The 17,049-nt window shown below is 63.7% G+C and carries 19 protein-coding genes; 4 read left to right on the top strand and 15 right to left on the bottom strand.

What is annotated here, in order from left to right:
* Positions 1-41: 41 nt before the first annotated feature.
* The 4 genes from ychF to D3227_RS14025 all read right to left on the bottom strand — a co-directional run bounded on the left by ychF (position 42) and on the right by D3227_RS14025 (position 4,098).
* The gene (gene ychF / locus D3227_RS14040; protein WP_120014700.1) at positions 42-1,145 is read right to left on the bottom strand and encodes a redox-regulated ATPase YchF; all 1,104 of its coding nucleotides are present in this window, start codon (positions 1,143-1,145) and stop codon (positions 42-44) included.
* 96 nt (positions 1,146-1,241) lie between these two features.
* The gene (pth, locus tag D3227_RS14035) at positions 1,242-1,967 is read right to left on the bottom strand and encodes an aminoacyl-tRNA hydrolase (protein ID WP_120014699.1); all 726 of its coding nucleotides are present in this window, start codon (positions 1,965-1,967) and stop codon (positions 1,242-1,244) included.
* A gap of 23 nt (positions 1,968-1,990) precedes the next feature.
* Positions 1,991-2,632 (bottom strand): 50S ribosomal protein L25/general stress protein Ctc, encoded by a 642-nt coding sequence (locus tag D3227_RS14030; protein ID WP_120014698.1) that lies wholly within the window; start codon positions 2,630-2,632, stop codon positions 1,991-1,993.
* 227 nt (positions 2,633-2,859) lie between these two features.
* Positions 2,860-4,098 carry an MFS transporter gene (locus D3227_RS14025; RefSeq protein ID WP_120014697.1) on the bottom strand — a complete coding sequence of 413 codons (1,239 nt, stop codon included), beginning with the start codon at positions 4,096-4,098 and terminating at the stop codon, positions 2,860-2,862.
* A 123-nt stretch (positions 4,099-4,221) separates the two neighbouring features.
* Here D3227_RS14025 and D3227_RS14020 point away from each other — a divergent pair, with 123 nt between their 5' ends.
* Positions 4,222-5,106 (top strand): AraC family transcriptional regulator, encoded by an 885-nt coding sequence (locus D3227_RS14020; protein WP_120014696.1) that lies wholly within the window; start codon positions 4,222-4,224, stop codon positions 5,104-5,106.
* On the opposite strand, the gene D3227_RS14015 is transcribed toward D3227_RS14020, so the two are convergent.
* The 7 genes from D3227_RS14015 to D3227_RS13985 form a co-directional block, all read right to left on the bottom strand.
* Complete coding sequence (locus tag D3227_RS14015) at positions 5,103-6,038, bottom strand: ribose-phosphate pyrophosphokinase (protein ID WP_120014695.1); 936 nt, start codon at positions 6,036-6,038, stop codon at positions 5,103-5,105. The genes D3227_RS14020 and D3227_RS14015 overlap by 4 nt on opposite strands.
* 155 nt (positions 6,039-6,193) lie before the next feature.
* Positions 6,194-6,805 carry a hypothetical protein gene (locus D3227_RS14010; protein ID WP_120014694.1) on the bottom strand — a complete coding sequence of 204 codons (612 nt, stop codon included), beginning with the start codon at positions 6,803-6,805 and terminating at the stop codon, positions 6,194-6,196.
* Between the two features lie 60 nt (positions 6,806-6,865).
* Entirely contained in the window at positions 6,866-8,017 is a 1,152-nt protein-coding gene (locus D3227_RS14005; RefSeq protein ID WP_120014693.1) for a M24 family metallopeptidase, read from the bottom strand.
* Complete coding sequence (pgeF, locus tag D3227_RS14000) at positions 8,017-8,811, bottom strand: peptidoglycan editing factor PgeF (RefSeq protein ID WP_120014692.1); 795 nt, start codon at positions 8,809-8,811, stop codon at positions 8,017-8,019. Before pgeF ends, D3227_RS14005 begins: the two co-directional genes overlap by 1 nt.
* A gap of 91 nt (positions 8,812-8,902) precedes the next feature.
* Positions 8,903-9,970: a class I SAM-dependent methyltransferase gene (locus tag D3227_RS13995; protein ID WP_120014691.1), complete on the bottom strand. Its 1,068-nt coding sequence runs from the start codon at positions 9,968-9,970 to the stop codon at positions 8,903-8,905.
* On the bottom strand, positions 9,967-10,821 hold the full coding sequence (lgt, locus tag D3227_RS13990) for a prolipoprotein diacylglyceryl transferase (RefSeq protein ID WP_120014690.1): 855 nt from the start codon (positions 10,819-10,821) through the stop codon (positions 9,967-9,969). Before lgt ends, D3227_RS13995 begins: the two co-directional genes overlap by 4 nt.
* A gap of 103 nt (positions 10,822-10,924) precedes the next feature.
* Positions 10,925-11,164, bottom strand: coding sequence for a BrnA antitoxin family protein (locus D3227_RS13985; protein WP_120014689.1), 240 nt, complete (start codon positions 11,162-11,164; stop codon positions 10,925-10,927).
* 177 nt (positions 11,165-11,341) lie between these two features.
* Between D3227_RS13985 and D3227_RS13980 the strand changes: the two genes are divergently transcribed.
* From D3227_RS13980 to D3227_RS13970, 3 genes are all read left to right on the top strand, one after another.
* Positions 11,342-11,644: an accessory factor UbiK family protein gene (locus D3227_RS13980; RefSeq protein ID WP_120014688.1), complete on the top strand. Its 303-nt coding sequence runs from the start codon at positions 11,342-11,344 to the stop codon at positions 11,642-11,644.
* Positions 11,645-11,960: 316 nt separating this feature from the next.
* A complete protein-coding gene (locus D3227_RS13975) occupies positions 11,961-12,461 on the top strand; it encodes a type III secretion system chaperone family protein (RefSeq protein WP_006202532.1) in 501 nt (166 codons plus the stop codon).
* 5 nt (positions 12,462-12,466) lie between these two features.
* Positions 12,467-12,826 (top strand): tRNA-binding protein, encoded by a 360-nt coding sequence (locus tag D3227_RS13970; RefSeq protein ID WP_120014687.1) that lies wholly within the window; start codon positions 12,467-12,469, stop codon positions 12,824-12,826.
* A gap of 75 nt (positions 12,827-12,901) precedes the next feature.
* Here D3227_RS13970 and D3227_RS13965 read toward each other — a convergent pair whose 3' ends face one another.
* The 4 genes from D3227_RS13965 to D3227_RS13950 form a co-directional block, all read right to left on the bottom strand.
* Positions 12,902-13,924 carry a glycosyltransferase family 4 protein gene (locus tag D3227_RS13965; protein WP_120014686.1) on the bottom strand — a complete coding sequence of 341 codons (1,023 nt, stop codon included), beginning with the start codon at positions 13,922-13,924 and terminating at the stop codon, positions 12,902-12,904.
* Between the two features lie 207 nt (positions 13,925-14,131).
* Positions 14,132-15,547 (bottom strand): sensor histidine kinase, encoded by a 1,416-nt coding sequence (locus tag D3227_RS13960; RefSeq protein WP_120014685.1) that lies wholly within the window; start codon positions 15,545-15,547, stop codon positions 14,132-14,134.
* 51 nt (positions 15,548-15,598) lie between these two features.
* The gene (locus D3227_RS13955; RefSeq protein WP_120014684.1) at positions 15,599-16,318 is read right to left on the bottom strand and encodes a response regulator; all 720 of its coding nucleotides are present in this window, start codon (positions 16,316-16,318) and stop codon (positions 15,599-15,601) included.
* Positions 16,305-16,838 (bottom strand): MarR family winged helix-turn-helix transcriptional regulator, encoded by a 534-nt coding sequence (locus D3227_RS13950; protein ID WP_120014683.1) that lies wholly within the window; start codon positions 16,836-16,838, stop codon positions 16,305-16,307. Before D3227_RS13950 ends, D3227_RS13955 begins: the two co-directional genes overlap by 14 nt.
* Positions 16,839-17,049: the final 211 nt, after the last annotated feature.

Raw genomic sequence — 17,049 nt, 5'->3', positions numbered from 1 at the left:
TTACCCTGGAGCGCCGCCGCGAGCGCGGGCCGCCCGCAAGGTCAGGTGTTGAACTTGAACAGCATGATGTCGCCGTCCTGGACGACGTATTCCTTGCCTTCGTCGCGCGCCTTGCCGGCTTCCTTGGCCGCCACTTCGCCGCCAAGCGCGACGAAGTCGTTGTAGGCGATAGTCTGGGCGCGGATGAAGCCGCGTTCGAAATCGGTGTGGATGACGCCGGCCGCCTGCGGCGCCCTGGCGCCTTTGTGCACGGTCCAGGCGCGCGCTTCCTTCGGTCCGACGGTGAAATAGGTGATCAATTGCAAAAGCTCGTAGCCGGCGCGGATGACCTTGTTCAGGCCTGGCTCGTCCAGCCCCAGAGAGGCCAGGAATTCCATCTCTTCCTCGTCGCTGAGCTGGGCGACCTCGGCCTCGATCGCGGCCGAGATGACGACCGTGCTGGCGCCCTGCGCCGCGGCCATCTTTTCCACTGCCCTGGTGTGCTCGTTGCCGGTGGCCGCGTCGGCTTCGGCGACGTTGCAGACATAAAGCACCGGGTGCGAGGTCAACAGGTTCAGCCCCTGCAGGATGCGCAGGTCGTCCGGCGAGATACCATTGAGCAGGATGCGGGTCGGGCGGCCCTCTTGCAGCAGCTCTAGTGCCGCTTCCATCGTCGGCAGCACCGTAATAGCTTCCTTGTCCTTGCCGGACGCGCGCTTGCGGAACTGCGCGATGCGGCGTTCGAGGCTCTCCAGGTCGGCGAGCATCAGCTCGGTCTCGACGGTCTCGGCGTCGGCGACTGGATCGATGCGGCCCTCGACATGAGTGATGTCGTCATCCTCGAAGCAGCGCAGCACATGGACGATGGCGTCGACCTCGCGGATGTTGGCGAGGAACTGGTTGCCCAGCCCTTCGCCCTTGGAGGCGCCACGCACCAGGCCGGCGATGTCGACGAAGGAGATGCGGGTCGGGATGATCTCCTTCGACTTGCCGATCGCGGCGATCTTCTGCAGGCGCGGGTCGGGCACCGCCACCTCGCCGGTGTTCGGTTCGATGGTGCAGAACGGATAGTTGGCGGCCTGCGCCGCCGCCGTCCTGGTCAACGCGTTGAAAAGCGTCGACTTGCCGACGTTGGGCAAGCCAACGATGCCGCATTTGAAACCCATTTTTGTCCGGTCCTATCGGGAAAGCGAAATTTGATCAGGGCTATGGGCGATAGCGCCAAGGATCGTCAAGCCCTACGGCCGCGATCGCGTCCCGGTTCAGCCCTTGCCGCCGAACAGCTTCTTCAGCATGGCGGCCATCGGGCCGGTTTCGGGCAGCTTGGCAGGCGCCTGCTGCGGCCGTGCCTGGCGAATGTGACTCTGGGCCTTTGGCGCTTTCGGTGGCGGGCGGTCGTCGTCACCGGTCGGTGTCAGCTTGTCGCGCAAGGCCAGCGTCACCCGGTTCATGAAGGAGTTGTCGTCGCCCTTGGCCAGCAATCCGGCGTCGGCGGCGATCGTGTCGAGCAGCACGTTGAGCCACTCGCGGTCGGCCTTGGCGAAGTCGCCAAGCACATGGCCATGCACCATTTCCCTGACGCCTGGATGGCCGACGCCAATGCGCACGCGGCGAAAACCCTTGCCGACATGGTCGTCAAGCGAGCGGATGCCGTTATGGCCGCCCGCACCGCCGCCGACCTTGACCCGAACCTTGCCGGCGGCAAGGTCGATCTCGTCGTAGAAGACGGTGAGGGCGGCAGCGTCGAGCTTGTAGAAGCGCAGTGCCTCGCCGACGGATTGGCCGGACAGGTTCATGAAGGTCTGCGGCTTGATCAGGATGATCTTTTCGCCGTCGATCGTGCCTTCAGCGATCAGGCCTTGGAATTTCTTCGACCAGGGCGAAAAGGAATGGCGGCGGGCGATTGCGTCCGCCGCCATGAAGCCGACATTGTGTCGGTTGTTGGTGTACTTCGCGCCCGGATTGCCGAGGCCTGCAAAGACAAGCATCGTCGTCTCCGGGCGGAAAGGGATTACTTCTCTTCGGCGGCAGGAGCCGCTTCGGGCGCAGCCGCCTCGGTCGTCTCTTCGACCTCCGGCTTCATCGCCGAGGAGCCGGCAATGGTCGCGATGGTGAAGTCGCGGTCGGAGATCACCGGCTTGACGCCGGCCGGCAGCGTAACCGCCGAGATGTGGATCGAGTCGCCGATGTCGGCGCCGGTGAGATCGACGGTGATGAATTCCGGGATCGCATTGGCCGGGCAGTGGAACTCGACTTCGTGACGCACGATGTTGAGCACGCCGCCGCGCTTGATGCCGGGCGACTTGTCCTCGTTGATGAAGTGGACAGGCACGTCGACATTGACTTCGGTGTCCTTGCCGATGCGCAGGAAGTCGACATGGACAGGGAAATCCTTGACCGGGTCGAGCTGGAAGTCCTTGGGCAGGACCTGGATCTTCTTGCCGTCGACATCGATCGTGGCGATCGTGGTCAGGAACCCGCCGCCATGGATCTTGTAGTAGATGTCCTTGTAGGTGAGCGCGATCGCCAGGGGAGGCTGTCTGTCACCGTAAATTACTGCAGGCACTTTACCGTTGCGGCGAACTGCACGGGCGGACCCCTTACCGACCTGTTCGCGCGCTTCGGCCTTGAGCTCGTAGGTATCGTGGCTCATGGCATTTCCTTTCGCGAGTTATGGAGCGTTTGCGGAGGGCAACGTGCCTGGACCGTAAACGTCGAAAGCCGCCAGGCCTGGATGTCCGAATGCCGGAAGCCGCATACGCGGACCTTTGTTCGGGATCGCAAGGGAAGGCAGCCTTCCGCCGCGTTGCCTCCAAGGGTGTCTACGCGGGTGGCGGCTCTATAGCGGAAGGCGCGAATGGGTGCAAGCCGTGGCAGGCATCACCTGGCTTCCACCTTCCTTGCCTCCTTCATGTTCGGAAGGAACACGGTCAGCAGGCCGAGCAGCGGCAGGTAGGAACAGATATGGAAGACGAAATCGATGCCCTTCATGTCGGCGACGACGCCGAGCACGGCGGCGGCGATGCCGCCCATGCCGAAGGCGAAGCCGAAGAAGATGCCGGCGATCATGCCGACCCGGCCCGGCACCAGCTCCTGCGCGAAGACGACGATGTTGGAGAAGGCCGAGGACAGGATCAGGCCGATCAGCACGGTCAGCACCATCGTCCATTCGAAATTGGCATAGGGCAGCGCCAGCGTGAACGGCAGCACGCCGACGATCGAGAACCAGATCATCGCCTTCTGCCCGTAGCGGTCGCCGAACGGGCCGCCGAGCAGGATGCCCAGCGCCGAGGCGCCGAGGAACAGGAACAGCATGACCTGCGACATCTGCACCGAAACGCCGAATTTATGGATGGCGTAGAAGGTGTAGTAACTGGAGATCGAGGCGATGTAGGCGTTCTTGGTCAGCACCAGCAAAGTCAGCACCGCAAGTGCCGCCATCACTTTGCGGCGCGGGAAGGGCGAGACGAAGCTTGCCGCCTTGCGGTTGGCGAGCGTGGCGCGCAGCCGGCTGTACCAGCCGCCGACCCGCCACAGGACGATGATGCCGATCAGCGAGCCGACGGCGAACCAGGAAATGCTGGTCTGGCCGAAGGGCACGACGATGAAGGCGGCGAGCAGCGGCCCCATTGCCTGGCCGAAATTGCCGCCGACCTGGAACAGCGATTGCGCCAGGCCGAAGCGGCCGCCGGAGGCGAAGCGGGCGATGCGCGAGGATTCCGGATGAAAGATGGCCGAGCCGATGCCGATCAGCGAGGCGCCGATCAACAGCAGCCAATAGTGGCCGGCATGGGCGAGCACGATCAGGCCGATCAGCGACGAGGCCATGCCGTAGGGCAGCGAATAGGGCATCGGCCGCTTGTCCGTGACCGCGCCGATCAGGGGCTGCAGCAGCGACGCCGTCACCTGGAAGGTGAAGGTCAGAAGGCCGATCTGCCAGAAATCGAGACCGTAATTTTCCTTCAGCAGCGGATAGATGGCCGACAGCAGCGACTGCATGATGTCGTTGATGCAGTGGCAGAAGCTCACCGCAAGGATGACGGTGAAGGCCGTCGCTTGCGCCGAAGTGTGGCTGGCCGTCGCGGGGGTGGCGACGGCGGTGGCTGTCGTATCGGTCAAGGCATGCTCCGTGGTCTTCTAGCGGGCCGCAGGCGGCGCTATAGGTCGGCAGCCTTATAATCCGGTTGATCGGCGACTTCTTTCGTGGTTTGGTCCAATAGTTTCGCAAGTGGGCCATAGCCTATGCCGCATGGCAGGGAGATATTCAGGGGCGACGCCGCCGAATTGGGGCGCCTGCACCAGAGCCGCTGGCAGTGGCTGGAGCAGGCTGTCGGGCCGGCGGTGGCGTTGCCGACCGAATATCCCGATGGCTATCATGTGCCTCAGCATCATCACAGCCGCAGCCAGCTCTTGCATGCGCTGGTCGGCGTCGTGCTGGTGACGACCAGGCAGGGGCGCTGGATGGTGCCTCCCGACCATGCCATGTGGATCCCCGCCGGCATCGAGCATTCGGTCGAGATGCTGGGCGATGTCTCGATGCGCTCGGTCTATGTGATGCCCGACGCCATTGCCGGGCTGCCGGATGGACTGCGCGTCGTCGGCATCACCGATTTGATGCACAGCCTGATCGTGGAATCGGAAAAGCTGCCGCAAGGTGCGGAGCTGGAAGGGCGCGGCGGGCTGATCATGGGCCTGTTGCTGCACGAGATCCCGAACCTGCCGGAACGGCCGCTTGGCTTGCCTTTTCCTTCGGATCCGAAATTGGCCGCACTTTGCCGGCGCTTCGTCGCGGCACCCTCGCCACATGCGACGATAGACGAATGGGCCGATATCGTCGGCATGAGCCGGCGCTCTTTCACCCGCGCATTCCATCGCCAGACCGGGCTGTCGCTGTCGACATGGCGCCAGCAGGCCTGCCTGTTCGCGGCGCTGCCGCGACTGGCCGACGGCGAGCCGATCACCAGGGTGGCGCTCGATCTCGGCTATGACAGCGTGCCGGCCTTCATCACCATGTTCAAGCGCATGCTGGGCGCCTCGCCGCGCGGCTACATGCGCGGCGCGCGCGATGCCGGCGAGGGCATGAAGCGGCTAAGTGGTCCGGCCAGGCCGGAGAGCGCAACCGTTTAGTCGAACAGGCTCGATACCGATTCCTCGGTCGCCGTGCGCGAGATCGCTTCGCCCATCAGGTCGGCGATCGATATGACGCGGATGTTGGGGGCGTCGAGCACCCCTTGCGTCGGCTGGATGGAATCGGTGATCACCAGTTCCTGCAGCTTCGAGCCGCTGATGCGGGCGACGGCGCCGCCGGACAACACACCATGGGTGATGTAGGCGGTGACGCTGGTGGCGCCGTTGGCAAGCAGCGCATCGGCGGCATTGCACAGCGTGCCGCCGGAATCGACAATGTCGTCGATCAAGAGGCAATCCTTGCCGGCGACCGCGCCGATGATGTTCATGACCTCGGATTCGCCGGGACGTTCGCGGCGCTTGTCGACGATGGCGAGCTGGGCGTCGAAACGCTTGGCGAGCGCGCGAGCCCGCACCACGCCGCCGATGTCGGGCGAGACGACGACGACATTGGCGAGCTGCTTGTATTTCGCCTTCACGTCGCGGGCCATCACCGGCACCGAGAACAGATTGTCGGTTGGGATGTCGAAGAAGCCCTGGATCTGGCCGGCATGGAGATCGAGCGTCAGCACGCGGTCGACGCCTGCGCGGGTGATCATGTTGGCCACCAGCTTGGCCGAGATCGGCGTGCGCCCCGAGGCGCGGCGATCCTGCCTGGCGTAGCCGAAATAGGGGATGACCGCGGTGATGCGCTTGGCCGATGAGCGCATGAAGGCGTCGATCATGATGAGCAGTTCCATCAGATGATCGTTGGTCGGGAAGGAGGTCGACTGCAGGATGAAGACATCCTCGCCGCGCACGTTCTCCTGGATCTCGACGAAGATTTCCTGATCGGCGAAGCGCCTGACGCTGGCCTTGCCCAGCGGGATGTTGAGATAGCGAGCGACCGCTTCGGCCAGCACCCTGTTGGAATTGCCCACGAAGAGCTTCATGCACCGTTCCTGGCGAAGGATGGAGAGACCCGACAGACTCTCATGAGCCTCTAAGCGGGCTTTTAGCGGCCCGTGCCGGTATTGCAAGTCTCGTGATTGGGAATCCGCCGGCTAATCTCAAGAAAGACCTACCCCCGAGGAAAGCCTGCAACAGCTCACCCGGCTTGTCCGCCGAGCCACGCGGCAAACTGGTCGATCGTCTGATCGGCGATCCCCTGCATGGTCGCCGGAGCCACCGCCGCCCAGCCTTCGCCGCCATTGACCGAGGGCGCCTTCTGCTGGCCGTTGATGCGATGCAACCGATTGCCCGCCGGGTCATAGACGTCCCAGACATAGATGACGGTGGTATCGCTGCCTTCCGACATTGTCGAGAAATAGCCCTTCAACACATGCGTGGCGGTCTGGTCGGTGCTGCCGGCGAGCGTAATGCCACGCTGTCTGGCGCGCGCCTGAAGCTCCGCCGTCAGCGGCGTCGCGGCCTCTACGGAGGCGCCGACGATTGGTGCGACCTGTAGCCGCGTCTTCGACAGGGCGGCGCTCTGGGCCGGCATAGTCGGTGTCGATGCTGCCGGTGCAGCCGGGGCTGACAAGGACGGCGCCGGGGCAGGGGTGGCGGCCGCCGTGCTGCCCGAGGTGGCTGGCAGTGTCTGCGCCGATGTTGTCGGCGGGGCGATGGCCGAAGGCTCGAGCACGTCCTTAGCATTGGTGCAGGCAGACAGCGCCAACGCCAAAAGCAATGACACGGTCGTCACATGCGATCGTCTCATTTGCCTGACAACTCCTTGGCGACGTATGCCCCGATGAACGCGCCCCCTCGCATTATGGATTCACTGCACGATCAAGTCGAGATCATGGCGGGAGAGCGCCTTCGGCTGGGATTCGGTGGTCAGGTAGGTGCGGCCAAGGGTCATCGCGGTCTCGGTCTCGGAGTCCATGATGATGATGTGGGAGAACAGCGTCATGTTGGGCGCGATCGGCTCGGGATTGCCTTGGTAGAACATCGGCATGTCCATCCAGGACGGCGTGAAGCGCGCGCCGACGGAGTAGCCGCAGGCGTTCAACCGGTGCTTGGTCAGATTGTGCGTCTCGAGCGTACGTGCATGCGCGTCGAAGACGTCGCCGAAGGTGTTGCCGGGCGTCATGGCCTTCTCCACCGCCAGAAGTGCTGCGTGCGCGGCATCGAACAGCTCCTGATGGCGCTTCGACACCTTGCCGGTCAGCACGGTGCGCATCATCGGGGCGTGGTAGTGGTGGAAGACGCCGGCCCATTCGAGCGTCAGCTGATCGTTCTTGGTCAGCTTGCGGCGCCCGGATTTGTAGCGGCAGAGCAGCGCATCGATACCCGAGCCGATGATGAACTCATTGGCCGGATAATCGCCACCACCGGCAAAGATCGCGCCTTGCATGGCGGCGAGGATCAGCGCCTCGTCGCCGCCCTGCTTGATCAGCGGCAGGGCCGCATCGAGGGCGTCGTCGGAGAGGCTCGCGGCCTTTTCCGCCTTGGCGATTTCGGCGGGGCTCTTGAACAGGCGCAGGCGGCTGACGATGCCGGAGGCGTCGGCGATCTGGCCGAAGGTCTGCAGCTGCTCGTCGAGGCGCCGGCCGTTGTAGGCGGTCAGGCCATGGGTGTCGTATTCGACGCCGATGCGGGCGCCGAGCAGGTCGAGCTCGTTGAGCAGGTTGCGCAGGTCGATCGCCGGATTGGCGCCGTCGCGGTCGGTCCATAGCACGATGTTGTCGATGATCGAGGTGTGGCGCGCCTGGCGCAGATCGGCCGAGCGGGTGAGCAGCACCATCGAGCCGTCAGCCTTCATCACCAGGCACTGGAAGAAGCAGAAGCCGAACGTGTCGTAGCCGGTCAGCCAGTACATGCTTTCCTGTGCGAACAGCAGCACGGCGTCGAGCTTCTTCTCGGCAAGCTCGATCATCAGCCGGTCGCGCCGGGCGTCAAATTCCGAGCGTTCGAAATGCAACGCCATCACTCATTCTCCAATACAATTGCTGAAACCTGTCGTCCGTAGTCCGCTTCCTTGCGGTGCGTGGTGCGCCGGTAGGAGTAGAAAAGGTCTTCCTCGGCGTAAGTGCAGCGGCCGAGCCCCTCGGCCTGCACGCCGGCCTTGTTGAGCCGGTCGACCGTGTAGAGGTTGAGGTCGAACATCGCATGGCCGGTCTTGGCCGACGGCGCGAAATAGCGCGCATTGCCGGCGTCCGCGTCGACAAAGCGGGCGACGAATTCCGGCCCGACCTCGTAGTTTTCCGGACCGATGGACGGGCCGAGAACGGCGACGATGCGTTCGCGGCGGGCGCCGAGGCCTTCCATCACGGAAATCGTGTTTTCAAGCACGCCGGTGAAGGCGCCTTTCCAGCCGGCATGCGCGGCGCCGATAATTCTTGCCTCGGCGTCGGCGAACAGGACCGGTCCGCAATCGGCCGTGGAGGCGCCGACGGCGATGCCCGGCCGGTCGGTGACGACGGCGTCCGCCTTTGGCCGTTCGTCGGGGAAGGGCTCCCTGGCGATGACGACATCGGGCGAGTGGATTTGATGCGCGGTCAAGAGATGGTTCGCCGGCACGCCCATCCAGTCGGCGACGCGACGGCGGTTTTCACGCACCAGCGCCTGGTCGTCGTTCGAGCCGGTGCCGATGTTGAGGCCACGGTAAATGCCGCCGGAGACACCGCCAATGCGGGTGAAATAGCCGTGGCGGATACCTTGCGCTTTCGCCTCGTCAAGCAAGGGCGACCGAACGGGATCCGGTTTGGTCTGATTCAGCATGGATGGGTTTGTTGTCCGCGCGGGCGATTTCGTCAAGGCGAAGTTCGGACAGGTGGCACGACCCTGATGCCGGCTATGAGCCGTATGCTGGTCAGGACGCGCTCGTTTTCGGTTGGATTTTCAACACTTTGAACAGCCCGCCCATCGCATCCGGCCCGGCCAGGCGTTCGACGGCGTCGGAAATGGCCTGCCGCGCCTGCTCATCGGCCTTGGCGCCAAGCTGGCCGGCGCGCTCGATAAGGCCCATGCCGAGCAGGAAGTCGCCCTGCGTCGTCATCTGTACGTCAAGTCCGTGCGCCCGAACCGTCGCGGCAAGGGCGGCGAAGTCGACGTGGGCGGTGAGGTCGGCCTCGCCCGGATTGGCCAGTACATTGTCGTGATCATGCTTGCGCAAGGCCTGCAGCGTGTCGCCGACGCCGGGTCTGAGATGGCCATAGTCGATGAACAGGCCGGCGCCGCCCTGTCCGGCGATTCTTTCGGCAATGGCCGCCATCAGCGCGCTGCGGGCCGGCGCCACCTCGACGACCGATCCTTCCGGCGCATCGGCGGCGTCATCCGGCAGCAAGGACGGGTCGATGGAGCCGGCGCCGGCGAAGAAGCGCAAAGCGTCCGCCTCGTCGAGGCCGACCATCCGTTCGCGCCAGCCCGCGCCGGCGCGGACGAACTGGCGGATGGGAACGGCATCGAACAGTTCATTGCCGACGATGAGCAGCGGCGCCTTTGGCAGCGTGTCGATGGTTTCGTGCCAATCGAGCCTCACCGATTGGCCTGAAAGCGTCTGTCTCTGGATATCGGTCAGGCGCGGGCTGGTTTCGATCATGGCGAAGGAGGCACCGGCGGTGAGTGCCGGATCGAGCCGCGAAAAGGCCCGCAGCATGTCCTTCATCAGCGTGCCGCGGCCCGGGCCGATCTCAGCGATGGTGACCGGCATTGGCCGGCCTGCCGCCTGCCAGGCCTGGTAGAGCCAGACGGCGACCAGTTCGCCGAACATCTGGCTGATTTCCGGCGCGGTGACGAAGTCGCCGGCCGCACCGAAAGGTTCGCGCGTCGTGTAATAGCCGTCCGCCGGGTCGAACAGGCAAAGCGCCATATATTCGTTGACGGGGATCGGCCCCACCGCGCCGATCAGGTCGACGATGCGGGCTTTCAGCCGCGTCATGCCGGCTGCGGCTGTGTCACCGGCTTTGCGGTTAGCATCGCCCAGATGCCAGCCAGCACCATGGGCGTGGAAAGGATCATGCCCATGGTCAGCCAGTTGGTGCCGAGCAGATACCCGAGTTGCTGGTCCGGCTCGCGGAAGAATTCGACGAAGATGCGCGACAGGCCATAGCCGCAGATGAAGGCGCCGCCGACGAATCGCGGCGTCTTCAGCTTGAGCCTGGAGTGGGTGAGGATGCGCAGCACGAGGAACAGCACCAGGCCTTCGAGCAGCGCTTCGTAGAGCTGACTAGGATGGCGCGAAAACGGCCCGCCATTGGGGAATTCCACCGCCCACGGCACGTCGGTCGGCCTGCCCCAGAGTTCGGAGTTGATGAAGTTGGCGACGCGCACCAGGCCGAGACCGACCGGCACGCCAGCCGCCACGACGTCGAACAGCGACCAGGTGCGGATGCCGCGCTTGACCGAAAACAGGGTCATGGCGAGGATGACGCCGAGCAGGCCGCCATGGAACGACATGCCGCCTTGCCAGACTGCGAAGATATCGAGCGGATGGGCGATGTAGCGCGGCAGATCGTAGAACAGCACATAACCGGTGCGGCCGCCGAGCACCACGCCGATGGCCGCCCAGACGATGAAATCGTCTAGATCCTCCGGCTTCATCGGCAGGATGCCGTCCGGCCACAGCCTGGCGTTGGTGACCAAGCGCTTGGCATACCACCAGGCGAAGAGAATGCCGACGATATAGCCGACGCCATACCAATGCACCGCCAGCGGCCCGATCTGGACGATGATCGGATTGATGTTGGGAAAGGGCAGGGAGGCCATTGGCAGCAGGAAATAGTCGTTCAACAGGGTCTCCCGGAAGGGCTCGCGTTCGGGCGCGGACCATGCGGCAGGGTTTTGGCGGGGTCAAGGCAAGGTGGTGGTTGCCTGATCGTCGCAGATGGCGGGCTCAACCCTGAGACTTGCCGGCGACCATTTGCCTTAGGGCGTCGTTGATCCTGTCCTGCCAGCCGGGACCATCTTCCTGGAAATGGTCCAGCACGGCCCGGTCGATCCTGATCGAAACAAGCTCTCTGACATTCGGTGCAGCCGCGGGCTCGCGGATCGGGGCTGCCGGTTTCTTGATCGGCTTGAATGCAGCCTCTGCGGCAGCCATCGGATTTGTCGGTCGGCGCGGGGGCGTTGCCATTGGTTGATCCTGACTGAGAGCGGCTCGTTGCTTGACGCAAGTCGACTTGAAAGCGCTACAATAGGCGACGTGGCGCCATCACGTACAGACCAGCTTATCGAGGTGCAATGCCGCACCAACGTTCTTGCATTCCGCGCGCGGCGCCACTACGTCAGTTCGAGCAAGCGAGGATTTGCCATGTCGACAGGACCGAGCCGCATTCTCGATGAATTCGCCAAGCTGATGACCGATGCCGCGGGCGCCGCGCAAGGCGTGCGCCGCGAGGTCGAGACTGCCTTCAAGGGGCAGGCCGAGCGCGTCCTGAATTCGATGGACGTGGTGCAGCGCGAGGAATTCGAGGCCGCGCGCGAGATGGCCGCGAAGGCGCGGGAAGAGAACACCCGCCTTGCCGCGCGCATCGAAGCGCTTGAGGCGAAGCTCGCCGAACTGACCGGGCAGGCCGCACCGGCGGCGGCGGCAAAGCCCAGATCAAAAAAATAATCTTAAACTTTTCCACAAAGCACGAGCCGAAAAAGCGCTTTGCCGTGAATCGCTTACCGGCATTGCATGAATCTTTGTGACAGCGCCTTTCCACATGCGAATGACGCAGTGCGAAAAATTGGGCTGTTCACGCGACTCCCGATCAATAGACTGAATTTGTTGCATGATTCGGAGCAGGGTCATGCGCCGGGCGGTGGGGTCCGGTCTGGGGTCTTTGCGTTTGAGAAAGTCCTGGCCGTCCGAGTTCTAGACAAGATTGTTCGTCGTGTGTGCCCCGCGGAGCGTGCGGCGCTCCCCTGAACACAGGAAGCATTCCATGGAACTTCTCGAACTCGAATTCTCCCGCGAAATCCACCCGGTGGACGTCATCGAACAGGTGGCGCACAACAATGACTGGTCCTTCGAAAGGGCAGGCGACGACGAGATTTCGATTTCGGTGGCCGGCAGCTGGACCGACTATCATGTTTCATTCTCCTGGATGGAGGATTTTGAGGCGCTGCATCTGGCCTGCGCCTTCGATATCAAGGTGCCGGAGGCGCGCGCGCTCGAAGTGATGCGGCTGTTGTCGCTGATCAACGAGCAGATGCTGTTCGGCCATTTCGACCTCTGGGAGCAGGAAGGCGCGATCATGTTCCGCCAGTCGCTGCTGCTGGCCGGCGGAGTCGAGCCGTCGAGCCAGCAGGTCGAAGTGCTTTTGTCGTCGGCGCTGGAGGCCTGCGAATGCTATTTCCAGGCGTTCCAGTTCGTCGTCTGGTCGGGAACCTCGGCCAAGGACGCGCTCGCCGGCGTGTTGTTCGAGACCTACGGAAACGCCTGAGCCGAATGAGTTCGAGCAACGCACGCAAGCCCGAGATCAGCTTTGCCGATTTCGACCGTGTCGACATCCGCGCCGGCACCATCATCGAGGCCGAGCCATTTCCCGAGGCGCGCAAGCCGGCGTTCAAGCTGAAGATCGATTTCGGCCAAGAGATCGGCGTGAAGAAATCCTCGGCGCAGATCACCAAATACTATGCGCCGGAGACGCTGATCGGCCGGCAGGTCTTCGCTGTGGTCAATTTCCCGCCACGCCAGATCGGCCCGTTCATGTCGGAAGTGCTGACGCTTGGCTTTCCCGACGAGGAGGGCGCGGTGGTGCTAGGCGCCATCGAGCGCAAGGTGCCGGACGGCGGCCGGCTCTTCTAGGACGGTTTGAAGGTCACCGCGCTTTCGCCCGTGGATGACGAAGGCGGAGCGGCGCAGCTGGTCTGCGAGGCTCGGTCAGGCAGCAAGCTTGCGCGGCGTTCCCAGTGCTTCCTCGACCGTATCGAGAAACATTTCCGCGCAAGCCTTCCAGCTGTAGCGCATGGCGCGTTCGCGCGCCTCAGCACGGTCGACATTGAGCGCGGCGAGCGACGCCTCGCGCAGGTCGTTTGACACCGCGCCGCCGACTCCGTCGCCGACGATGTCGATCGGCCCGGTAACCGGATAGGCGGCGACCGGCGTGCCGCTGGCTAAAGCTTCGATGATGACATTGCCGAACGTGTCGGTGCGGCTCGGAAAGACGAAGACGTCTGCCGAGGCATAGATCTCGGCCAGTTCGTCATTCGGGCGGTGGCCGAGGAAATGCGCGTTGGGATAGCGCGCCTTGAGCTTGGCAAGTTCCGGTCCCTCGCCGACGACCACCTTGCTGCCGGGCAGTTCGAGGTCGAGGAAGGCGGTCAGGTTCTTTTCGATCGCGACGCGGCCGACGCAGAGGAACACCGGGCCGGGAAAGCCGAGATCCTTGCGCTTTTCCGGCCGGAAATGATCGGTGTCGACGCCGCGCGTCCAGGGCCTCAGCTTGTTGAAGCCGCGTGCCGCGAGATCGTCGGCAAGCGACTGGGTGGCGACAAGCGTGCCCTGTCCGGAATTGTGGAAATCGCGCAGCCAGCGATAGGCCCAGCTTTCCGGGACAGGCAAGCGCGCGCTCAGATATTCGGGAAAGCGCGTGTGATAGCTGGTGGTGAAGGGACGGCCGGCATTGCGGCAATAGCGCCGCGCCATGATGCCCAACGGACCTTCGGTGACGATGTGGATGTGGTCGGCCTTGCGCGTTTCGATCAGGCGCGCGACGTGACCCGGCGTCGTCAGCGCCAGCCTGATGTCGGGATAGGTCGGCAGCGGCAAGGTGCGGAAGATGTTCGGGGTCAGGAAGCTGACCTCGACGTCGAAGGATTTCAACGTCTCGGTGAGCCGCTCCAGCGTGTGGACGACGCCGTTGACTTGCGGGCGCCAGGCGTCGGTGACCATCAATATGCGCATGGCAGCCCTTTGCTCGAAAGGTCGTCTTTTGCCTTGATACGATGCCGGAACGGCGACCACGCGGCAGCCCTCGCTTCGCTCCAGCGCACCCTGGCGGGTACGGGGTCGAAGTGAGGCGACAGAGCCGAATCAATTGAAATCGCACGCTTCATGCGCGCTCTTCACCATGGTTTCATGACGGGCGGATGAAGCCCAGCTTCCCGCAGATTATGCCGGAACCGTTATGATGGCGCGCAGACCGCCAAGCGGACTGTCCTCCAGCATGATGTCGCCGCCATGGCTGCGGGCAATGTCGCGGGCGATGGAGAGGCCGAGGCCGGTGCCGCTGGCGTCGAGATTGCGCGCCGCGTCGAGCCGCAAGAAGGGCTTGAACACCTCCTCGCGCTTGTCCGGCGGAACGCCCGGCCCATCGTCGTCGATGGTGACGACCAGCGAGCCGCGGCCATGATTGGCGTTGATTTCGACGGTCTTGGCGTAGCGGAAAGCGTTGCCGATGACGTTGGACAGCAAGCGGGCGAAGGCGTTCGGCCGCACATGCACGTCGGGATCGCCGACAAGCGTGGTCGACAGCTTGCATTTGCGCAGCGCCGCTTCCTCGCCGAGCTTCTGGAAACAAGCCGCGAGATCGAAACGGCCGGCGTCTTCCGACGCTTCGCCGCGGGCAAAGGCCAGATAGCCCTCGAGCATCGACTGCATGTCGTCGATGTCCTGGTCGAGCGCTGCCTTGGTTTCGGCCTTGCCGCCGGTCAGAGCCAGCTGCAGCTTGAAGCGGGTCAGGATGGTTCTGAGATCATGGCTGACGCCGGTCAGCATGGCTGTGCGCTGCTCAATCTGGCGTTCGATGCGCTCGCGCATCTGGATGAAGGCAAAGCCGGCGCGGCGGACCTCCTCGGCGCCGCGCGGTCGGAAATCGCGCGGCATCGGCCGGCCCTTGCCGAAGCTCTCGGCGGCTTCGGCCAGCGTCAGGATCGGCCGGATCTGGTTGCGCAGGAAGGGAATGGCGATCATCAGCAGCACCAGCGAGGTGCCGACCATCCAGATCAGGAAAATGTGCGTGTTCGACGCGTAGGCCTGGCTGCGGCGTACGAAGACGCGCAGCACCCTGCCCTCGAGTTGGATGCGCACCTCGACGATGTTGGAGTTGCCGACGGTGTCGATCCAGTACGGACGGTTGATCTGCCGTGTGATCTCGGCCGAGAGGATTTCGTCGAGGATCGAGAAGAACGGTTTCGGGCCAGGCGGCGGCAGCGGGTCGGGCGGCAGCAGGTCGACCTTCAGCTGCATCCTGTCCTGCGCGATGCGGATGATGTTGGCGTAGTCGGCATCGTGCGGATAGGTCTCCATCATGTCGATGATGGCGGCGATGTCGCGCACGGTCGCCTGCGACAGGCGCTGCGTCACGGTCTGCCAGTGGCGCTCCATGAAGACAAAGGCGACCACCGACTGCAACAGGATCATCGGCGCAATGACGATAATCAGCGAGCGGGCATAGAGCCGCTTCGGCATGTAAAGGGCAACGAGGCGCCAGAACCGGGTCCAGGCGCGCGGCATGGCCTTCAGTTTTCGCATCAAGCGATCGCTCAAGCCGCCATTTCCCGGCCTGTCCAGCTGCGTGGTCGCCATTCGCCCTTCCGCTCGTCGATGGCCGTTCAGAAAAGGGCCTTCACGGGCATCCTATTCCACGCTGAGCCGATACCCAATACCGCGCACGGTCTGCAGCCAGACCGGGTTAGACGGATCGCGCTCGATCTTGCGGCGCAGGCGGTTGATCTGGACGTCGATGGTGCGCTCGCCGACTTCCGAATCGTCGCCGACCAGTTCGTGGCGCGGGATCGTCTCGCCGGCCCGCGCCGCGAAGATCGCCAGGATCTCCTGCTCGCGGTCGGTCAGCTTCAGCGCCTCGCCGCCGCGCTTCAGTTCGCGCCTGGCGATCTGGAACGTATAGGGGCCGAACACCAATTGCTCGACCTTCGGCGTCGTCGCGGGGCCGCCGCGGCGCAGGATGTTGTTGATGCGCAGGATCAGCTCGCGCGGGTCGAACGGCTTCGGCAGATAGTCGTCGGCGCCGGCCTCGAGCCCGGTGATGCGGCTGTCGGTCTCGGACAGCGCGGTGAGCATGAGGATCGGCACGTTCTTGTCCGCCCGCAGCGCCTTGGTGAGATCGACGCCGGTTTCGCCCGGCATCATCACGTCGAGCACAAGCAGGTCGAAATCGAGACCGGCAAGCTTGCGCCTGGCCTCGCCGGAGTTTCCGGCAACGGTGACGCGAAAGCCGTTCTCGGACAGGTACTGCTTCAGTAGGTTGCGGATACGGGTGTCGTCATCGACCACAAGCAGATGCGGCGCGTCATCGTCCGGTGCTGTCGGATGATCAACCCTCTCAATGGTCTCCATGGCTCTTCCCCGATATTTTCGCAGGCACAATGTCAATCTGCGCTCTTAGTTCCGGATTGACCATCGCTTCCAGGAAGCGTTCGATCGAGGCACGTTCGTTGGTTCCGGAATCCTCCAATGCAGCACGGATGCGGCGTGACTGTGGCCGCGCCAGCGCCAGCGCCAGCGCACGGCCCCTGGCGGTCGGGTAGAGTTCGCGCTGACGGCGGTCGCGAGGGCCCTGCAACTGGACGATGTGATCGGTGTCGATCAGCTGCTTGAGCACGCGCGCCAGGCTCTGCTTGGTGATCTTCAGCACGTCGAGCAGCTCGGCCACCGTCAGGCCAGGCCTGCGGTTGACGAAATGCAGGACGCGGTGATGGGCGCGGCCAAAGCCGTAGTCGGCCAGGATCTGATCCGGATCGGAGGTGAAGTCGCGATAGGCAAAGAAAAACAGTTCGATGATGGCGAAGTCGATGCCGTCCTCGTCGGTGATCGCCGTCCTGATCGGTTTTCTGGCTGCGGGGCTTCGATCCGTCATCTCGTCTCCATGCGAAGGGGAATATGTCAGTACTATTGACGCAATTTCCCAGCAATGGTAATTTTTGGCAAGCTTTTCGGCGGATTGCGAACGAAAAGGCAAGAGGATGTCGTTTTTCCGGAACTTCCTGAGTTTGCCAGACCTTAAATATCCGCTTACGCTTTGAGAACCCGGTCGCTTGGTGCGGCTGATACGAAATACACAACGATAC

This window comes from Mesorhizobium waimense (genome assembly GCF_003601975.1).
Lineage (GTDB): Bacteria > Pseudomonadota > Alphaproteobacteria > Rhizobiales > Rhizobiaceae > Mesorhizobium > Mesorhizobium waimense.
The sequence above is the reverse complement of the archived record's forward strand: the minus strand, read 5'-3'. Positions and strand labels throughout refer to the sequence as shown.